Origin of the sequence: Mesorhizobium marinum (assembly GCF_040813675.1) — a bacterium.
Taxonomy (GTDB): domain Bacteria; phylum Pseudomonadota; class Alphaproteobacteria; order Rhizobiales; family Rhizobiaceae; genus Mesorhizobium_K; species Mesorhizobium_K marinum.
In genome coordinates this window covers 70,939-84,444 of the sequence record NZ_JBFOCI010000005.1, presented here as the reverse complement: position 1 = coordinate 84,444, position 13,506 = coordinate 70,939, and the positions used below count along the sequence as shown (strand labels likewise).

The following is a 13,506-nucleotide window of genomic DNA, read 5'->3' as shown; positions in this document are numbered from 1 at the left end:
TTGCGATGAATGCCCGCCGCGCCGGCCTGGCGGCGCTGGCGTCGGTCCTGCTCGCGGCCGGCTGCAGCCAGGAAGCCGAGCGACAGCCCCGGGACGCGCGGCCGCCGACGCCGATCGCGCAGCCGATGCCGTCTGCGCCCCTGCCGGGGCCGACCGAATCCCGGCCGGCTTCGCCATCCCTGCCGCGCGGGTCGGGTTTCGATTTCTACGTGCTGTCGCTGTCATGGTCGCCGAGCTATTGCGAGGCGGAAGGGCAGGACGCCAACCGCCAGCAATGCGCGGCGGGCAGGCCCTACGCCTTCGTCGTCCACGGCCTGTGGCCGCAGTTCGAGCGCGGCTACCCGGAGAGCTGCCGCACCGAAGAGCCCGACGTGCCCCGCCAGACCTTGCGGACGCTCTACGACATCATGCCTTCGGCCGGCCTCATCCGCCACCAGTGGCGCAAGCACGGCTCCTGCGCCAGGCTCGGGCAGGACGACTATTTCGCCGTGCTGCGCGCCGCCCGCGAAGCGGTCTCGATCCCGGCGCGTTTCCGCCGGCTCGACGCCTATGTCACGCTGCCCCCCGGCGAGGTCGAAAAAGCCTTCCTGGAGGCCAATCCCGCGCTGCCCTCGGACGCCGTCGCCGTCACCTGCGACAAGCGGTTCTTGCGCGAGGTGCGCATCTGCCTGACCCGCGACCTGGAGTTCCGGGCCTGCCCGGAAATCGACCGACGCGGCTGCAGGCTGCCGAAGGTCGTCATGCCGCCGGTGCGCGGCGGGTGAGGGCCTGATGCCGCAGCCGCCGCGTTTCCCGGCGATCGGGACTTGCCGCGCGGCGCGCGTGCACTAAGCTCGCTGTCCTCTCGATATCCGCGAAAGAAAGCCCATGCCGAAAGCCCTCGTCGCTCCCTCGTCCCCCTACAGCTGCAAGGTATTGATGGCCGCCGCCCATGCCGGCATTCCGCTGGAGGCCGTCGTCGTCGAGACGTCGAAGCCGCCGGAGGACTTCCTGAAGGCCAATCCGCTCGGCAAGATTCCCGTGCTGGTCGCCGATGACGGCGAGGCGGTGTTCGACAGCCGAGCCATCACCCAGTACCTGAACCGCCAGTCCGGCAACCGGCTGTTTCCGCGCAGCGCCGCCAAGCGCACCGAGGCCGAGCGGCTGGAGGCGCTGGCCGACGGCATCTGCGACTGTGCTCTGGCGCATGTCTACGAGCGCCGCATGCGGCCGGCCGAGATCGTGCACCAGCCCTGGCTCGACAAGCAGTGGGCGAAGGTCGAGCGCGCGCTCGACGCGCTGAACGCCGATCCGCCGAAGTTCGGCCGGACGCTGCATGCCGGCCACATCGCGCTTCGCGCCGCGCTCGGCTACCTGGACCTTCGGTTCGCGGGCCAGTGGGACAAGGGTCGCAAGCGCCTGCGCCGCTGGGCGGCGCGCTTCGACGAGAAGCATCCGGAGCTGAAGGCGCTGCTGCCGTCCTGAGCGGACGCCCGCCCAAACGAAACCGGGCGCCGAATAGGCGCCCGGTCTGTCGTCACGGTGCTTTCCGGATCAGAACTTCACGCCGAGGCCGAAGTTGATGCGGTGGTTCTTGTCGTCCACGTCGGCCGAGGTGCCGCCGAGGTTGAACGTGTCGCTGCCGAAGTCGGTGTAGCGGTATTCGACACGCCCGAAGACGTTCTCCGTCACCATGATGTCGGCGCCGCCGCCGGCCGTCCAGCCGATCATCGTGTTGCTGTCGCTGAAGCCGCCGCCGGACACTTCGAGGTCCTTGGCCGCGCCGCCGGCGGTCGCGTAGAGCATGACGTTCGGCGAGATCACGTAGCCGAGGCGCGCGCGCAACGAGCCCTCGACGCCGGATTCGCTGGTCAGGCCGGCGTTGGAGCCGTCTTCCCAGCTGTAGCCGATGTCGGCTTCCGCGCCGGCCACCATGTTGCCGACCTGGTAGTTGTAGCCGACGAAGCCGCCGGCCAGGAAGCCGTCGGTGCCGATCTCGTTGTTGAACGGTGCGGCGGCGTCGGTGTTGCCGGCGAAGCCGTAGCCCAGCGTCACGCCCGCATAGGCGCCCGTCCAGGTGTTGAGCGGCGGCTCCTCCATCGGAGCGGCCGGGGCCGCCGGCACTTCCATCACGGCGTCGGCTGCATGAGCGGGGAGCGTGCCTATCAGGGCCGCCAGTCCGAGCGCGACCGCCGTCGGCCGTGCGAGATTGAGAACAGTAATCATTCCAGTTACTCCATGACCACAGAACATGTGGGTTCGCGAATAAGCATGCCCGGCCCCGCGGGAGGCAGAACGGACCGGGTGCCCGCCGGTTCCGAATGTCGTGTTCAATTGTGGCCCGAACGAACCTGAATTTGGGTCATTGGCCGGCGCGAATGAGGCTGAAGCTTGACGTTGCCGTCCGGCAACAGCGGTTGTCAGGAGGCTGCGTCCGCCGACGCCCAACCCGGCTTGGTGCAAGGCTCAGCGCGCTCTATATGTGCCGCAGGCGCCGGCGGACGAAGTGCGTTCGCGCGCCGTTTCGTCGGGGTTCGGACACAAAGCCGTCAAAACAACGAACGGAACGTTACCGGTAGGTCGCCGCGGTTCCCTCGGGAAACCTTGTTCGGCACAAGCATGGGGTTGACGGATGGCATCGGCCACGAGGACGGCGCTGGTGACGGGCGGCGCGAAGCGCATCGGCAGGGCGATCGCCGAGGACCTCGCCGCCAACGGTTTTGCGGTGGCGATCCACTGCAACCGCTCGCGCGACGAGGCCGAGGCGCTGGCCGCGCAGATCCGCGCTTCGGGCGCGCGGGCGGCCGTCGTGCAGGCCGACCTCTGCGACCCCGCGGCCACCGACGCGCTGGTCGACGAGGCGGCGCGGGCGCTCGGGCCGATCGGCCTGCTCGTCAACAACGCCTCGATCTTCGAGGATGATTCGGTCGCGGCCTTCGATCCGGCGCTGGCGGCGCGCCACTTCGCCATCCACGTCAACGCGCCGGTCATGCTGTCCAGGCGCTTCGCCGAGGCCCTGCCGGAGGATGCCGAGGGGCTGGTCGTCAACGTCATCGACCAGCGCGTCTGGAACCTCACCCCCCGCTATTTTTCCTACACGCTCTCGAAGTCGGCGCTGTGGACGGCCACCCGCACCATGGCGCAGGCGCTCGCGCCCCGCATCCGGGTCAACGCGATCGGACCCGGCCCGACGCTTGCCAACGCCAAGCAGCAGGCGCACGACTTCGCCGCGCAGATCGACGGGCTGATCCTGAAGCGCGGCCCGGATCTCGGCGATTTCGGCGCGGCGATCCGCTATCTCTTCGCGGCGCGCGCCGTGACAGGCCAGATGATCGCGCTCGACGGCGGCCAGCATCTTGCCTGGCAGACGCCGGATGTGACAGGCATGGTCGAATGAGTTCGAACAGCAAGCCGGGGCAGGGCCGCGGCGCCGCATCCGCCGACGACATCGCCGGCTTCGCGCCGGGCGACGAAGCCGAAGACGACGATCTGCCGGTCGATGAGCCCGAGGCCGCGCCGCCGGGCGCCGACCTGCCGTTCACGGCGATCGACTGGACGGCGCATGCCGGCGACGCCGACGGCAAGGTCGGGGCCGAGGTCATCCAGACGCTGGTCAAGCGGCTGCCCAATGCGCCGGGCGTCTACCGCATGATGAACGCCGCCGGCGACGTGCTCTATGTCGGCAAGGCGCGCAGCCTCAAGAAGCGGGTCACCAACTACGCGCAGGGGCGGTTCCACACCCACCGCATCGGCCGCATGGTGCGCGAGACGGCGACCATGGAGTTCGTCGTCACCCGCACCGAGATCGAGGCGCTTCTGCTCGAGGCGAACCTGATCAAGCGGCTGAGGCCCCGCTTCAACGTGCTGATGCGGGACGACAAGTCGTTTCCCTACATCCTGCTCACCGGCGATCACCCGTCGCCCGGCATCTTCAAGCATCGCGGCGCGCGCTCGCGAAAGGGCGACTATTTCGGCCCGTTCGCCTCGGCCGGCGCGGTCGGCCGCACCATCAACTCGCTGCAGCGCGCCTTCCTGCTCCGGACCTGCACGGATTCGGTGTTCGAAAGCCGCACGCGGCCCTGCCTGCTCTACCAGATCAAGCGCTGCTCCGGTCCCTGCACCGGCGAGATCTCGGCGGCGGGCTACGACGATCTGGTGAACGAAGCCCGCGACTTCCTCTCCGGCCGCAGCCAGAAGGTGAAGACCGAGATTTCCGGGCAGATGCAGCAGGCCGCCGAGGATCTTGATTTCGAGCGCGCCGCCGTCTACCGCGACCGGCTGGCGGCGCTGTCGCACGTGCAGAGCCACCAGGGCATCAACCCGCAGGGCGTCGATGAGGCCGACGTCTTCGCCATCCACCAGGAGGGCGGGCAGGTCTGCATCCAGGTGTTCTTCTTCAGGACCGGTCAGAACTGGGGCAACCGCGCCTATTTCCCCAAGGCCGACCCGGCGCTGGAGGCGCAGGAGGTGCTGTCCTCCTTCCTCGCCCAGTTCTACGACGACAAGCCGTGCCCGCGCACCGTCATGCTTTCGCATGCGGTCGAGGAGGCCGACCTTCTCCAGCAGGCGCTGGCCACCAGGGCCGGCCGCAAGGTGTCAATCGTCGTTCCCCAGCGCGGCGAGAAGAAGGATCTCGTCGACCACGCCGTGCAGAATGCCCGCGAGGCGCTCGGCCGGCGGCTTGCCGAGACATCGACGCAGGCGCGCCTGCTTGCCGGCTTTGCCGAGACCTTCGGCCTCGCCGCGCCGCCGCGCCGCATCGAGGTCTACGACAACTCGCACATCATGGGCACGAACGCGGTCGGCGCAATGATCGTCGCCGGGTCGGAAGGGTTCGTGAAGAACCAGTACCGCAAGTTCAACATACGCTCGCCCGACATCACGCCGGGCGACGATTTCGGCATGATGCGCGAGGTGATGCAGCGCCGCTTCTCGCGGCTCATCAAGGAGCACGCCGCCGAAGCCGGGCCGGAGGCCGCCGGCGAGGACGACCAGGAGAGCTCCGCGTTCCCGGCCTGGCCGGACGTCATCCTGATCGACGGCGGCCAGGGCCAGATGACCGCCGTCCGCGCCATCCTCGCCGAACTCGGCATCGAGGACCGCGTCGTCGCGGTCGGCGTCGCCAAGGGCCAGGACCGCGAGGCCGGCCGCGAGCGTTTCTTCGTCAGGGGCAAGGCGGCCTTCACGCTGCCGGTGCGCGATCCGGTGCTCTATTTCGTCCAGCGCCTGCGCGACGAGGCGCACCGCTTCGCCATCGGCTCGCACCGCGCCCGCCGCAAGAAGGAGATGGTGAAGAACCCGCTCGACGAGATCGGCGGCATCGGGCCGGCACGCAAGCGCGCGCTGCTCCTGCATTTCGGCACCGCCAAGGCGGTGCGCGGCGCCGCCATCGACGACCTGATGGCTGTGGAGGGCATCTCGGAGACGGTTGCCCGCCTTGTTTACAACCATTTCCACGAGAATTGATGGAATGTCGGATCAATTGGCGTGGTCCATCGAAATCAGCCAGTTGACCCCCTACATCGGCATCTGATTTCAGTACCGCTGGAAAAAAGCTGGAAAGACATGGCCAAGCGCGCATTCAACCTGCCCAACATGCTGACCTACGGACGGATCCTCGCCGTGCCGCTGGTCGTCCTGTGCTTCTTCCTGGAGGGGCGGCTGCAGTCGAGCGACTTCGCGCGCTGGTCGGCGCTCGCCATCTTCGTCGCCGCCAGCATCACCGACTATCTGGACGGATATCTGGCGCGGGCATGGCAGCAGACCTCCAATATCGGGCGAATGCTGGATCCGATCGCCGACAAGCTGCTCGTCGCCACCTGCCTGCTGCTGCTCGCCGCCGATACCGACCGGACCATCGCCGGCTGGACGCTGTGGGCGGCGATCATCATCCTGTGCCGCGAAATCCTCGTCTCGGGCCTGCGCGAATACCTCGCCGCGCTCAAGGTGAGCGTGCCGGTGACCCAGCTCGCCAAGTGGAAGACGACCATCCAGATGATCGCGATCGCGGTGCTGCTCGCCGGGCCGGCGCTCGACAAGATCGTGCCCTATGCCACGGAAGCCGGCATCGTCCTGCTCTGGGTCGCCGCGATCGTGACGCTCTACACCGGCTACGACTATTTCCGCGCCGGCGCCAAGCACATCATGGACGAATGACGTGACCAAGCTCGTCTATTTCGCCTGGGTACGCGAACGCATCGGCAAGCCCGAGGAGGAGGTGGTCCTGCCGGCGAGCGTCGTGACGGTCGGCGACTTGCTTGTCTGGCTCAAGGCGCAGGGCGACGAATACGCCCATGCGCTGAGGCACCCCGAGGTCATCCGCGTCGCCATCGACCACGAGCATGTCGACCACGGCGAGAAGATCGCGGGCGCCGGCGAAATCGCGCTGTTCCCGCCGATGACGGGCGGCTGATCCATGGCTGGCCAGCCGGTTGCGGTCGTGCGCATCCAGGCAGACGACTTCGACGTCGCCCTGGAGACGGAACGGCTGCGCGCCGGCAATTCCGACGTCGGCGCGGTCGTCACCTTCCTTGGCGTCTGCCGCGACGAGACCGGCACGCTGTCGGCGCTCGAACTCGAACACTATTCCGGCATGGCCGAGGCCGAGGTGGCCAGGATCGCCGGCCAGGCCATCGGCCGCTGGCCGCTCGCCGGGCTCACCGTCATCCATCGTTACGGCAGGATCAGGCCGGGCGAGAACATCGTGCTGGTGGCGACCGCGTCGAAGCACCGCGGCGCCGCCTTCGAGGCGGCGGAGTTCCTCATGGACTACCTGAAGTCGAGTGCGCCCTTCTGGAAGAAGGAGCACCGCGCCGACGACTCGGCAGGCGGCTGGGTAGACGCCCGCGAAAGCGACGACGCGGCCGCCGCGCGCTGGAAAAAATAGCGGCGGCGTCACGACGCGGTCACGGAACCGACTCAATCGGCATCGAGTCTGGCCTCGAAGACAGGAGGTCGTCGCATGATCGGGAAACTCGCCGAATTGGTCCTGTTCGGGATCGCACCGCTGTTCCTGGGCGGCTTGTTGCTGCCCGGCGCGCTCGCCGCGGCCGAGATGACCGTGGAAGGCGAGGTCTTCTATCGCGAGCGGATCGCGCTCCCGCCCAATGCCGTCGTCGAGGTCAAGCTGATGGATGTGTCGCTGGCCGATGCGCCGGCGACCATTATCGCCGAGCAGAAGATCGAGCCGGCGGGGCAGGTGCCGGTCGCCTTTGTCCTCAAGTTCGATCCGACCGTCATCCAGTCCAGGCAGACCTACGCCGTCCAGGCGCGCATCACGGTCGACAACCGGCTCTGGTTCATCACCGACCAGCGCTACGCGGTCGATCCGCTCAACCCCGAGCCGCAGAAGATGATGCTGAAGATGGTCCGGGAGGCGAGGGCCGCGCCCTCGCTGTTTGGCGCGACTTGGCTGGCCGAGGACATCGACGGCGCCGGCGTCATCGACAACGCGCAGACGACCTTCAGCGTTGCGGCGGACGGCAAGGTTGCCGGCAGCGGCGGCTGCAACCGCTATTTCGCCGAGGCCGAGGTCAAGGGCGACGCGATCAAGGTCGGCAAGGCCGGCGCGACCATGATGGCCTGCGCCCCGGCGCTGATGGATCAGGAGCGCAAGTTCTTCGCGGCGCTCGAGAGGGTCGCGAGCTACCGGATCGACGCAGGGCAGGGCAAGCTGTTCCTGGTGGACGCCGGCGGCGCCGACATCCTCCGCTTCGCCCGGATGGACTGACGGTCCGGCGCGGCGCGCGGCATCGCCGAACAAAAAAGCCGGGTCGAGGACCCGGCTTTTCTTTGCGTTCGGCTGTTCAGGCCGGAATCAGCCGACCAGCTCGATGTCGGAGAACCAGTACTTGATTTCCTGCGCGGCGGTCTCGGGCGCGTCCGAGCCGTGCACGGAGTTCTCGCCGATCGACAGGGCGTGAACCTTGCGGATCGTGCCCTCGTCGGCGTTGGCCGGGTTGGTGGCGCCCATCACTTCGCGGTTCTTGGCGATGGCGTTCTCGCCCTCGAGCACCTGGACGACGGTCGGCGCCGACGACATGAACTCGACGAGTTCGCCGAAGAAGGGGCGCTCCTTGTGGACGGCGTAGAAGCCTTCGGCCTCGCGGCGGCTCATCCAGACGCGCTTGGAGGCGACGACGCGCAGTCCGGCGTCCTCGAGCATCTTCGTGATCGCGCCAGTCAGGTTGCGCCGGGTCGCGTCCGGCTTGATCATGGAGAAGGTGCGTTCGATCGCCATTGTCTGTTCCTGTATGGTTTGAGAGGTGGCGGGCTCTATACAGGCCGCCGCCCGCCTTGCCAAGCAGGGCCTAGGCCGCCGCGACCGTGCGCCCCAGCGCGCCGTGCAGGTCGAGCAGCCTTTCGAACCAGGCCGCGACCGGGTCGTCGGCGGCCAGCACCTGGAACGGCGACATGATCCGCATCCACTGGAACGCGCCGAACACCACGTAGTCGGGATAGAGCGGGCCGTCCCCGCCGATGAAGGGCTGGTAGGTCAGCATGCCGCGCAGCGGCTCCAGCGACGACCGGAAGGCGGCCAGTCCCTCGGCGCGCGGCGCCGACACGTCCTCGAGCGTGCGGCCGTAGCGCTGTTCGCGGCTGTCGCGGAAATAGGCCTGGTCGGCCGGCGCCAGCCTGGCATGGATGTCGGCCAGCGCCGCCGCGCCCAGATAGGGGTGGATGGTCAACTGCGACCAGCGTTCGATGAAGCGGGCCATGGCTTCGCCGCCCTTGCCGCCGAACAGCGTCGGGCGGTCGGGATAGGCTTCGTCCAGATAGAGCGCGATGGCGAAGGAATCCGCCACCACCCTGTCGCCGTCGCGGATGACCGGCACCGTCTTCGAGACGCCGCCCTCGACCTGCGGCACCGCGGTGAACGGCGTCGGCTCGCGGCGGAAGGCCAGCCCCTTGTGGGCGAGCGACATCGCCGCCTTCCAGCAATGCGGGCTGAACGGCCGCGAATGGTCCTCGCCGACGAGGTCGTAGAGCAGGATTGTCATTGGCTGTGCACTCCATGGCATCTATGAAGGTGCCACTATTGCCGATCCGAGCCGAAGGGGAAGCCCCTTGAAGAAGCACTACATGATGTTTGCGGCCTACAATGCCTGGGCCAACCAGCGCATCTACGACGCGGCCGCCGGCCTGACCAGGGCGGAGTTCCAGCGCGACACCGGCGCCTTCTTCAAGTCGATGCGCGGCACGCTGAACCATCTGCTCGTCGCCGACCGGATCTGGCTGAAGCGCTTCACCGGCGAAGGCGACGCCCCGGCTGCGCTCGACACGATCCTCTACATCGACCTGCCCAAGCTGCGCGCGGCGCGCGAGGCCGAGGACAGGCGCATCGTCGACTGGGTGGGCGGGCTCAGCGAGAAGGCGCTTGCCGGCCGCTTCACCTACATGACGGTCACCGATATGCGCACCGTGTCGCAGCGCCTGGCGCCCGCGCTCTCGCACCTCTTCAACCACCAGACCCACCATCGCGGCCAGGCGCACACGATCCTGACCGTGCTGGGCAAGGAAGCGCCGACGCTGGACCTCATCTACTTCCAGCGCACCGAGGAAGGCCGCGCCTACGCCTGACTTCGCCGGCTGCACCGCCAGCCGGTGGCGCAAGGCAGCGAAACGGCCCATCTTTTTCGCCTTGCTCCGGGCCGCCGCCTTGCGGTCCGGGCGGTCCCGGTGCAAAAGCCGCGGGCCATGCTAGTTATCAACGACCTTTCGCTCCGCATCGCCGGACGCCTGCTGCTCGACCACGCCTCGCTGACGCTGCCGGCTGGCACGAAGGCGGGCCTTGTCGGCCGCAACGGCACCGGCAAGACGACGCTGTTTCGCGCCATCACCGGCGACATGCCGTCCGAGACGGGCTCGGTCAGCCTGCCGAAGAACACCCGCATCGGCCAGGTCGCGCAGGAGGCGCCGGGCACCGAGGAGCCGCTGATCGAGATCGTGCTCAAGGCCGACCTCGAGCGCGCCGCACTTCTGGCCGAGGAGAAGACCGCCACCGACGCCAACCGCATCGCCGAGATCCACATCCGGCTCGCCGACATCGACGCGCACTCGGCCGAATCCCGCGCCGCCACCATTTTGGCCGGCCTCGGCTTCGACGAGGCGGCGCAGAAGCGGCCGGCGTCCTCCTTCTCGGGGGGCTGGCGCATGCGCGTCGCGCTCGCCGCCGTGCTGTTCTCGCAGCCCGACCTCCTGCTGCTCGACGAGCCGACCAACTATCTCGACCTCGAAGGCTCGTTGTGGCTGGAGAACTACGTCGCGAAATACCCGCACACCGTGCTGCTGATCAGCCACGACCGCGACCTCCTGAACCGCGCCGTCAATTCGATCGTGCATCTCGACCAGAAGAAGCTGACTTTCTGGCGCGGCGGCTACGACCAGTTCGAGCGGCAGTGGTCCGAGCAGCGCGAGCTGCAGGAAAAGGGCCGCGTCAAGCAGGAGGCGGCCCGCAAACACCTGCAGTCCTTCGTCGACCGCTTCCGCGCCAAGGCATCCAAGGCGCGCCAGGCGCAGTCGCGCATCAAGGCGCTGGAGAAGATGAAGCCGATCGCCGCCCTCGTCGACGACACGGTGCGGCCGTTCTCCTTCCCCGAGCCGGTCAAGACGGTGGCCTCGCCGATCGTCGCGCTGAACAACGTCAATGTCGGCTACATGCCCGGCGCGCCGATCCTCAGGAAGATGACGCTGAGGATCGACGCCGATGACCGCATCGCGCTGCTCGGCGCCAACGGCAACGGCAAGTCGACTTTTGCAAAACTGCTCGCCGGCCGCTTGAAGCCGGAGCAGGGCAGCATGACGGTGGCGCCCGGCCTGAAGGTCGCGATCTTCGCGCAGCACCAGCTCGACGACCTCCGCCCCGAGGAAAACGCCTACGAGCATGTCCGCCGCCTGATGCCTGAAGCGCCCGAGTCAAAAGTGCGCGCCCGCGTCGCGCAGTTCGGCCTGGCGACCGAGAAGATGAACACGCCGGCAAAGGACCTCTCCGGCGGCGAGAAGGCGCGCCTGCTGATGGGGCTCGCCGCCTTCGACGGGCCGAACCTGTTCATCCTCGACGAGCCGACCAACCACCTCGACATCGATAGCCGCGAGGCGCTGGTCCACGCGCTCAACGACTTTCCGGGCGCCGTGATCCTCGTCAGCCACGACCGCCACCTGCTGGAAGCGACCGCCGACCGGCTCTGGCTGGTCAAGGACGGGCAGGTGAACCCCTATGACGGCGACCTCGACGACTACAAGACGCTGGTCACCGGCGTCTCGGCCAACAGCCGCGAGAAGCGCGAGGCCGAAAAGGCGTCCAAGGCCGACCGCCGCCGCGAGGCCGCCGCCCGCCGCCAGCAATACGAGCCGCTCGCCAGGGAGATCCGCGCCACGGAATCGCTCATGGACCGACTGCGCAAGCGCATCGACACGATCGAGGACGAGCTCGCCAACCCGGCGCTCTACGAGAAGGACCCGGTCGGCGCCACAAGGCTCGCCAAGGAACGCGCCGACCTCTCGGGACAGCTCGCCCGCAACGAGGAAAAGTGGCTGGAGATGTCGGCCGAGTACGAGGAAGCGACCTCGGACTAGGCGGCCCGTCGGCGCTCCTGGCGGCGGGGGTTGGCATCCGGTCCAAGCCGGTCAACCCCGCGTCGAGGCAGGGAGCGCGTGCGGCGCGATGTTCGAGCCCAACCTGGGCGCGACTGATAGCTCCGGAATCCGGAAACCTATGTCAGCGGTGCGAAATTGGCGTGGGCGCTCAGCAGCCAGCGACCGTCTTCCTTCCGGAACACCGACAGGCGGGGCGAATTCCCCTTCGCGGCCTTCCCGTCCACCGTCTGGTCGCTGTCGATTCTGTACCGGATCACCATCACGTCGGCGTTTCCGGTCGCGATTATGTCGCTCAACACGATCGGGGCGTTGTGCTTGGGCAGGGCCTTGAGATACCCGGCCTTGTCGTGCCCTGTGCCGTCCGAGCGCAGGATCTGAAACTCGGGGCCGAGCACGCCGTCCACCCTTGTCGGGTCGCCCGAGTAGACCGCTTCGATCCACGGGTCGAGCGCCGCGCGCGCCTGTTGTTCCGAAAGCGGCTCCCCGGCGCTGAGCGGTCGTACGCCTGCAGCCAACACGGAGAGCCCGGCCAGCGCCAGAAGCGAAAAATCCCGGCGGTTGGGGCTCTTTGCCTCGAAATATGTCATGTCGCGCACCTCGCAATTTCCCCTGGGTAAACCTCTAGGGCGCGGCCGACCGGCTGTCCAGCCGGCGCCAGCGTTCCGCTGTTCCTGGAACATGAGGCCGTTCTGTCGCGATCGGAGCATATGAAAGCCGCAGGCCTGGCCGCGTCGACCGTCGCAGAAAATGCGGGGAATGAGCCGCCGGCGGCCGGAGACGAGCTTCCGGGAAGACGCCCTTCCCGAAGGTAGCGGTGCACCACGCAGTCGCCGCCTTCCGCGCACCGCCGCTTGCGCGCGCTTGAAGGACGCAGCGGAAGAGACGCCAACTGTGGTTGCCCCTGGCCAGGGATCCCGTGGATCGATCTTCAAGCGATTCTTCGCCACCGCAGCTTAGCTTTGTCGCTTCTCCGACCACTTCCGTCACCGCAAAGCTCCAAATCCATCCACGCCGCTCCGTCCTCGTGCGAAAATCCCGCCGCCTGAAAGGAGGCGGCGATGGACTGGAACCTGGCGATCGAGCGGAACACCACGACGCTGAAGCGCGTCGCCGCCATGCTCTGCGCCATGGCGGGGCTTGCCGGTCTTACCTCTCCCCTTGCGGGAGAGGATGGTTCGGCCCGGCGAGGCAAAGCCGGGTCGCCGGCCGAACCTGGCGAGGGGTGTGTTTCCCCGCCGCTCGTCCTGCCGCGCCATCTCCACCGCGCCATCCTGCGGCTGCTCAGGCCCGCCGAATCCGCCGTGCGCCGGCTCATCATCGTGCTCGCGCGCGGGCTCGTCGTGACGCTTGCGCCGCCGCGCGGGACGAAGCCAGCCGCGGCGGCCTCACAAGACGGCATCGCCATCCCGAGGCCCGGGCATGCCCCCGCGTCCCCCTCCCCCCTGTGGGGAGGGGTAAGGGGTGGGGGTACCCTGCCGCTGCTCGATCCCCTCAAGCGATCCGTCAGCCCGCTTCGCCCGGCCGCCATCCCCCGCATCTCGCTGCCGGGCGTCACCCAGCCGTTCCCGCTCGCGCCCCGCAACCCGCCGGCGCCCGACGACCCGCTCGACGCGACCCGCCTTGCGCTCCGTCTCCAGGCGGTCGTCACCGCGCTCGATGACCTGCCCGCGCAGGCCCGCCGCTTCGCCCGCTGGCGCGCGTTTCGCACGCAGGAAAAGGACACCGCCGCCGCCCCGGCCAGAAAAAACCGCCGGGCCTGGCCGCTGCGGCCGGGCCGGCCGCCCGGCCAGCGCCCGAAACGGCTGCGCGGCCATGCCGTCCACGACATCCTGAGCGACCTGCATGGCCTCGCCTTCGACGCGCTGGAGCGGCCCGACACGTCATGACACCGCCGCCGCCCTCTCGCGACGAAATCAGCGCGCATCATCGGAT

General features: G+C 68.4%; 15 protein-coding genes. 11 read left to right on the top strand and 4 right to left on the bottom strand.

Going from position 1 to position 13,506, the window contains the following annotated elements:
* Positions 1 to 5: 5 nt before the first annotated feature.
* A complete protein-coding gene (locus ABUE31_RS16285) occupies positions 6 to 764 on the top strand; it encodes a ribonuclease T2 family protein (protein WP_367724729.1) in 759 nt (252 codons plus the stop codon).
* A 103-nt stretch (positions 765 to 867) separates the two neighbouring features.
* A complete protein-coding gene (locus tag ABUE31_RS16280; RefSeq protein ID WP_367724728.1) occupies positions 868 to 1,464 on the top strand; it encodes a glutathione S-transferase family protein in 597 nt (198 codons plus the stop codon).
* 69 nt (positions 1,465 to 1,533) lie between these two features.
* Here ABUE31_RS16280 and ABUE31_RS16275 read toward each other — a convergent pair whose 3' ends face one another.
* Positions 1,534 to 2,205 carry an outer membrane protein gene (locus tag ABUE31_RS16275; RefSeq protein WP_367724727.1) on the bottom strand — a complete coding sequence of 224 codons (672 nt, stop codon included), beginning with the start codon at positions 2,203 to 2,205 and terminating at the stop codon, positions 1,534 to 1,536.
* A 406-nt stretch (positions 2,206 to 2,611) separates the two neighbouring features.
* Between ABUE31_RS16275 and ABUE31_RS16270 the strand changes: the two genes are divergently transcribed.
* The 6 genes from ABUE31_RS16270 (at position 2,612) to ABUE31_RS16245 (ending at position 7,708) form a co-directional block, all read left to right on the top strand.
* Positions 2,612 to 3,376 (top strand): SDR family oxidoreductase, encoded by a 765-nt coding sequence (locus tag ABUE31_RS16270; protein ID WP_367724726.1) that lies wholly within the window; start codon positions 2,612 to 2,614, stop codon positions 3,374 to 3,376.
* Positions 3,373 to 5,445 carry an excinuclease ABC subunit UvrC gene (uvrC, locus tag ABUE31_RS16265; RefSeq protein ID WP_367724725.1) on the top strand — a complete coding sequence of 691 codons (2,073 nt, stop codon included), beginning with the start codon at positions 3,373 to 3,375 and terminating at the stop codon, positions 5,443 to 5,445. Before ABUE31_RS16270 ends, uvrC begins: the two co-directional genes overlap by 4 nt.
* 99 nt (positions 5,446 to 5,544) lie before the next feature.
* Positions 5,545 to 6,135: a CDP-diacylglycerol--glycerol-3-phosphate 3-phosphatidyltransferase gene (gene pgsA, locus ABUE31_RS16260; protein WP_367724724.1), complete on the top strand. Its 591-nt coding sequence runs from the start codon at positions 5,545 to 5,547 to the stop codon at positions 6,133 to 6,135.
* A 1-nt stretch (position 6,136) separates the two neighbouring features.
* Positions 6,137 to 6,391 carry a molybdopterin converting factor subunit 1 gene (gene moaD, locus ABUE31_RS16255; protein ID WP_367724723.1) on the top strand — a complete coding sequence of 85 codons (255 nt, stop codon included), beginning with the start codon at positions 6,137 to 6,139 and terminating at the stop codon, positions 6,389 to 6,391.
* A 3-nt stretch (positions 6,392 to 6,394) separates the two neighbouring features.
* Entirely contained in the window at positions 6,395 to 6,865 is a 471-nt protein-coding gene (locus ABUE31_RS16250; protein ID WP_367724722.1) for a molybdenum cofactor biosynthesis protein MoaE, read from the top strand.
* 75 nt (positions 6,866 to 6,940) lie between these two features.
* The gene (locus ABUE31_RS16245) at positions 6,941 to 7,708 is read left to right on the top strand and encodes a YbaY family lipoprotein (RefSeq protein ID WP_367724721.1); all 768 of its coding nucleotides are present in this window, start codon (positions 6,941 to 6,943) and stop codon (positions 7,706 to 7,708) included.
* A gap of 87 nt (positions 7,709 to 7,795) precedes the next feature.
* Here ABUE31_RS16245 and ndk read toward each other — a convergent pair whose 3' ends face one another.
* Positions 7,796 to 8,218 carry a nucleoside-diphosphate kinase gene (gene ndk, locus ABUE31_RS16240; RefSeq protein WP_367724720.1) on the bottom strand — a complete coding sequence of 141 codons (423 nt, stop codon included), beginning with the start codon at positions 8,216 to 8,218 and terminating at the stop codon, positions 7,796 to 7,798.
* Positions 8,219 to 8,288: 70 nt separating this feature from the next.
* Positions 8,289 to 8,978 (bottom strand): glutathione S-transferase family protein, encoded by a 690-nt coding sequence (locus tag ABUE31_RS16235; RefSeq protein WP_367724719.1) that lies wholly within the window; start codon positions 8,976 to 8,978, stop codon positions 8,289 to 8,291.
* Positions 8,979 to 9,045: 67 nt separating this feature from the next.
* On the opposite strand from ABUE31_RS16235, the gene ABUE31_RS16230 reads away from it, so the two are divergent.
* A complete protein-coding gene (locus ABUE31_RS16230) occupies positions 9,046 to 9,558 on the top strand; it encodes a DinB family protein (protein WP_367724718.1) in 513 nt (170 codons plus the stop codon).
* Between the two features lie 117 nt (positions 9,559 to 9,675).
* Positions 9,676 to 11,553: an ABC-F family ATP-binding cassette domain-containing protein gene (locus ABUE31_RS16225; RefSeq protein WP_367724717.1), complete on the top strand. Its 1,878-nt coding sequence runs from the start codon at positions 9,676 to 9,678 to the stop codon at positions 11,551 to 11,553.
* A gap of 137 nt (positions 11,554 to 11,690) precedes the next feature.
* On the opposite strand, the gene ABUE31_RS16220 is transcribed toward ABUE31_RS16225, so the two are convergent.
* Positions 11,691 to 12,161, bottom strand: coding sequence for a nuclear transport factor 2 family protein (locus ABUE31_RS16220; RefSeq protein WP_367725033.1), 471 nt, complete (start codon positions 12,159 to 12,161; stop codon positions 11,691 to 11,693).
* A 471-nt stretch (positions 12,162 to 12,632) separates the two neighbouring features.
* On the opposite strand from ABUE31_RS16220, the gene ABUE31_RS16215 reads away from it, so the two are divergent.
* The gene (locus ABUE31_RS16215) at positions 12,633 to 13,460 is read left to right on the top strand and encodes a hypothetical protein (RefSeq protein WP_367724716.1); all 828 of its coding nucleotides are present in this window, start codon (positions 12,633 to 12,635) and stop codon (positions 13,458 to 13,460) included.
* Positions 13,461 to 13,506: the final 46 nt, after the last annotated feature.

Coding starts and splice junctions, on each gene's coding strand:
- ABUE31_RS16215 (WP_367724716.1), top strand. CDS start 12,633: ATGGACTGGAACCTGGCGATCGAGCGGAACACCACGACGCTGAAGCGC.
- ABUE31_RS16220 (WP_367725033.1), bottom strand. CDS start 12,161: ATGACATATTTCGAGGCAAAGAGCCCCAACCGCCGGGATTTTTCGCTT.
- ABUE31_RS16235 (WP_367724719.1), bottom strand. CDS start 8,978: ATGACAATCCTGCTCTACGACCTCGTCGGCGAGGACCATTCGCGGCCG.
- ndk (WP_367724720.1), bottom strand. CDS start 8,218: ATGGCGATCGAACGCACCTTCTCCATGATCAAGCCGGACGCGACCCGG.
- pgsA (WP_367724724.1), top strand. CDS start 5,545: ATGGCCAAGCGCGCATTCAACCTGCCCAACATGCTGACCTACGGACGG.
- ABUE31_RS16225 (WP_367724717.1), top strand. CDS start 9,676: ATGCTAGTTATCAACGACCTTTCGCTCCGCATCGCCGGACGCCTGCTG.
- uvrC (WP_367724725.1), top strand. CDS start 3,373: ATGAGTTCGAACAGCAAGCCGGGGCAGGGCCGCGGCGCCGCATCCGCC.
- ABUE31_RS16270 (WP_367724726.1), top strand. CDS start 2,612: ATGGCATCGGCCACGAGGACGGCGCTGGTGACGGGCGGCGCGAAGCGC.
- ABUE31_RS16280 (WP_367724728.1), top strand. CDS start 868: ATGCCGAAAGCCCTCGTCGCTCCCTCGTCCCCCTACAGCTGCAAGGTA.
- ABUE31_RS16250 (WP_367724722.1), top strand. CDS start 6,395: ATGGCTGGCCAGCCGGTTGCGGTCGTGCGCATCCAGGCAGACGACTTC.
- ABUE31_RS16285 (WP_367724729.1), top strand. CDS start 6: ATGAATGCCCGCCGCGCCGGCCTGGCGGCGCTGGCGTCGGTCCTGCTC.
- ABUE31_RS16275 (WP_367724727.1), bottom strand. CDS start 2,205: ATGATTACTGTTCTCAATCTCGCACGGCCGACGGCGGTCGCGCTCGGA.
- ABUE31_RS16245 (WP_367724721.1), top strand. CDS start 6,941: ATGATCGGGAAACTCGCCGAATTGGTCCTGTTCGGGATCGCACCGCTG.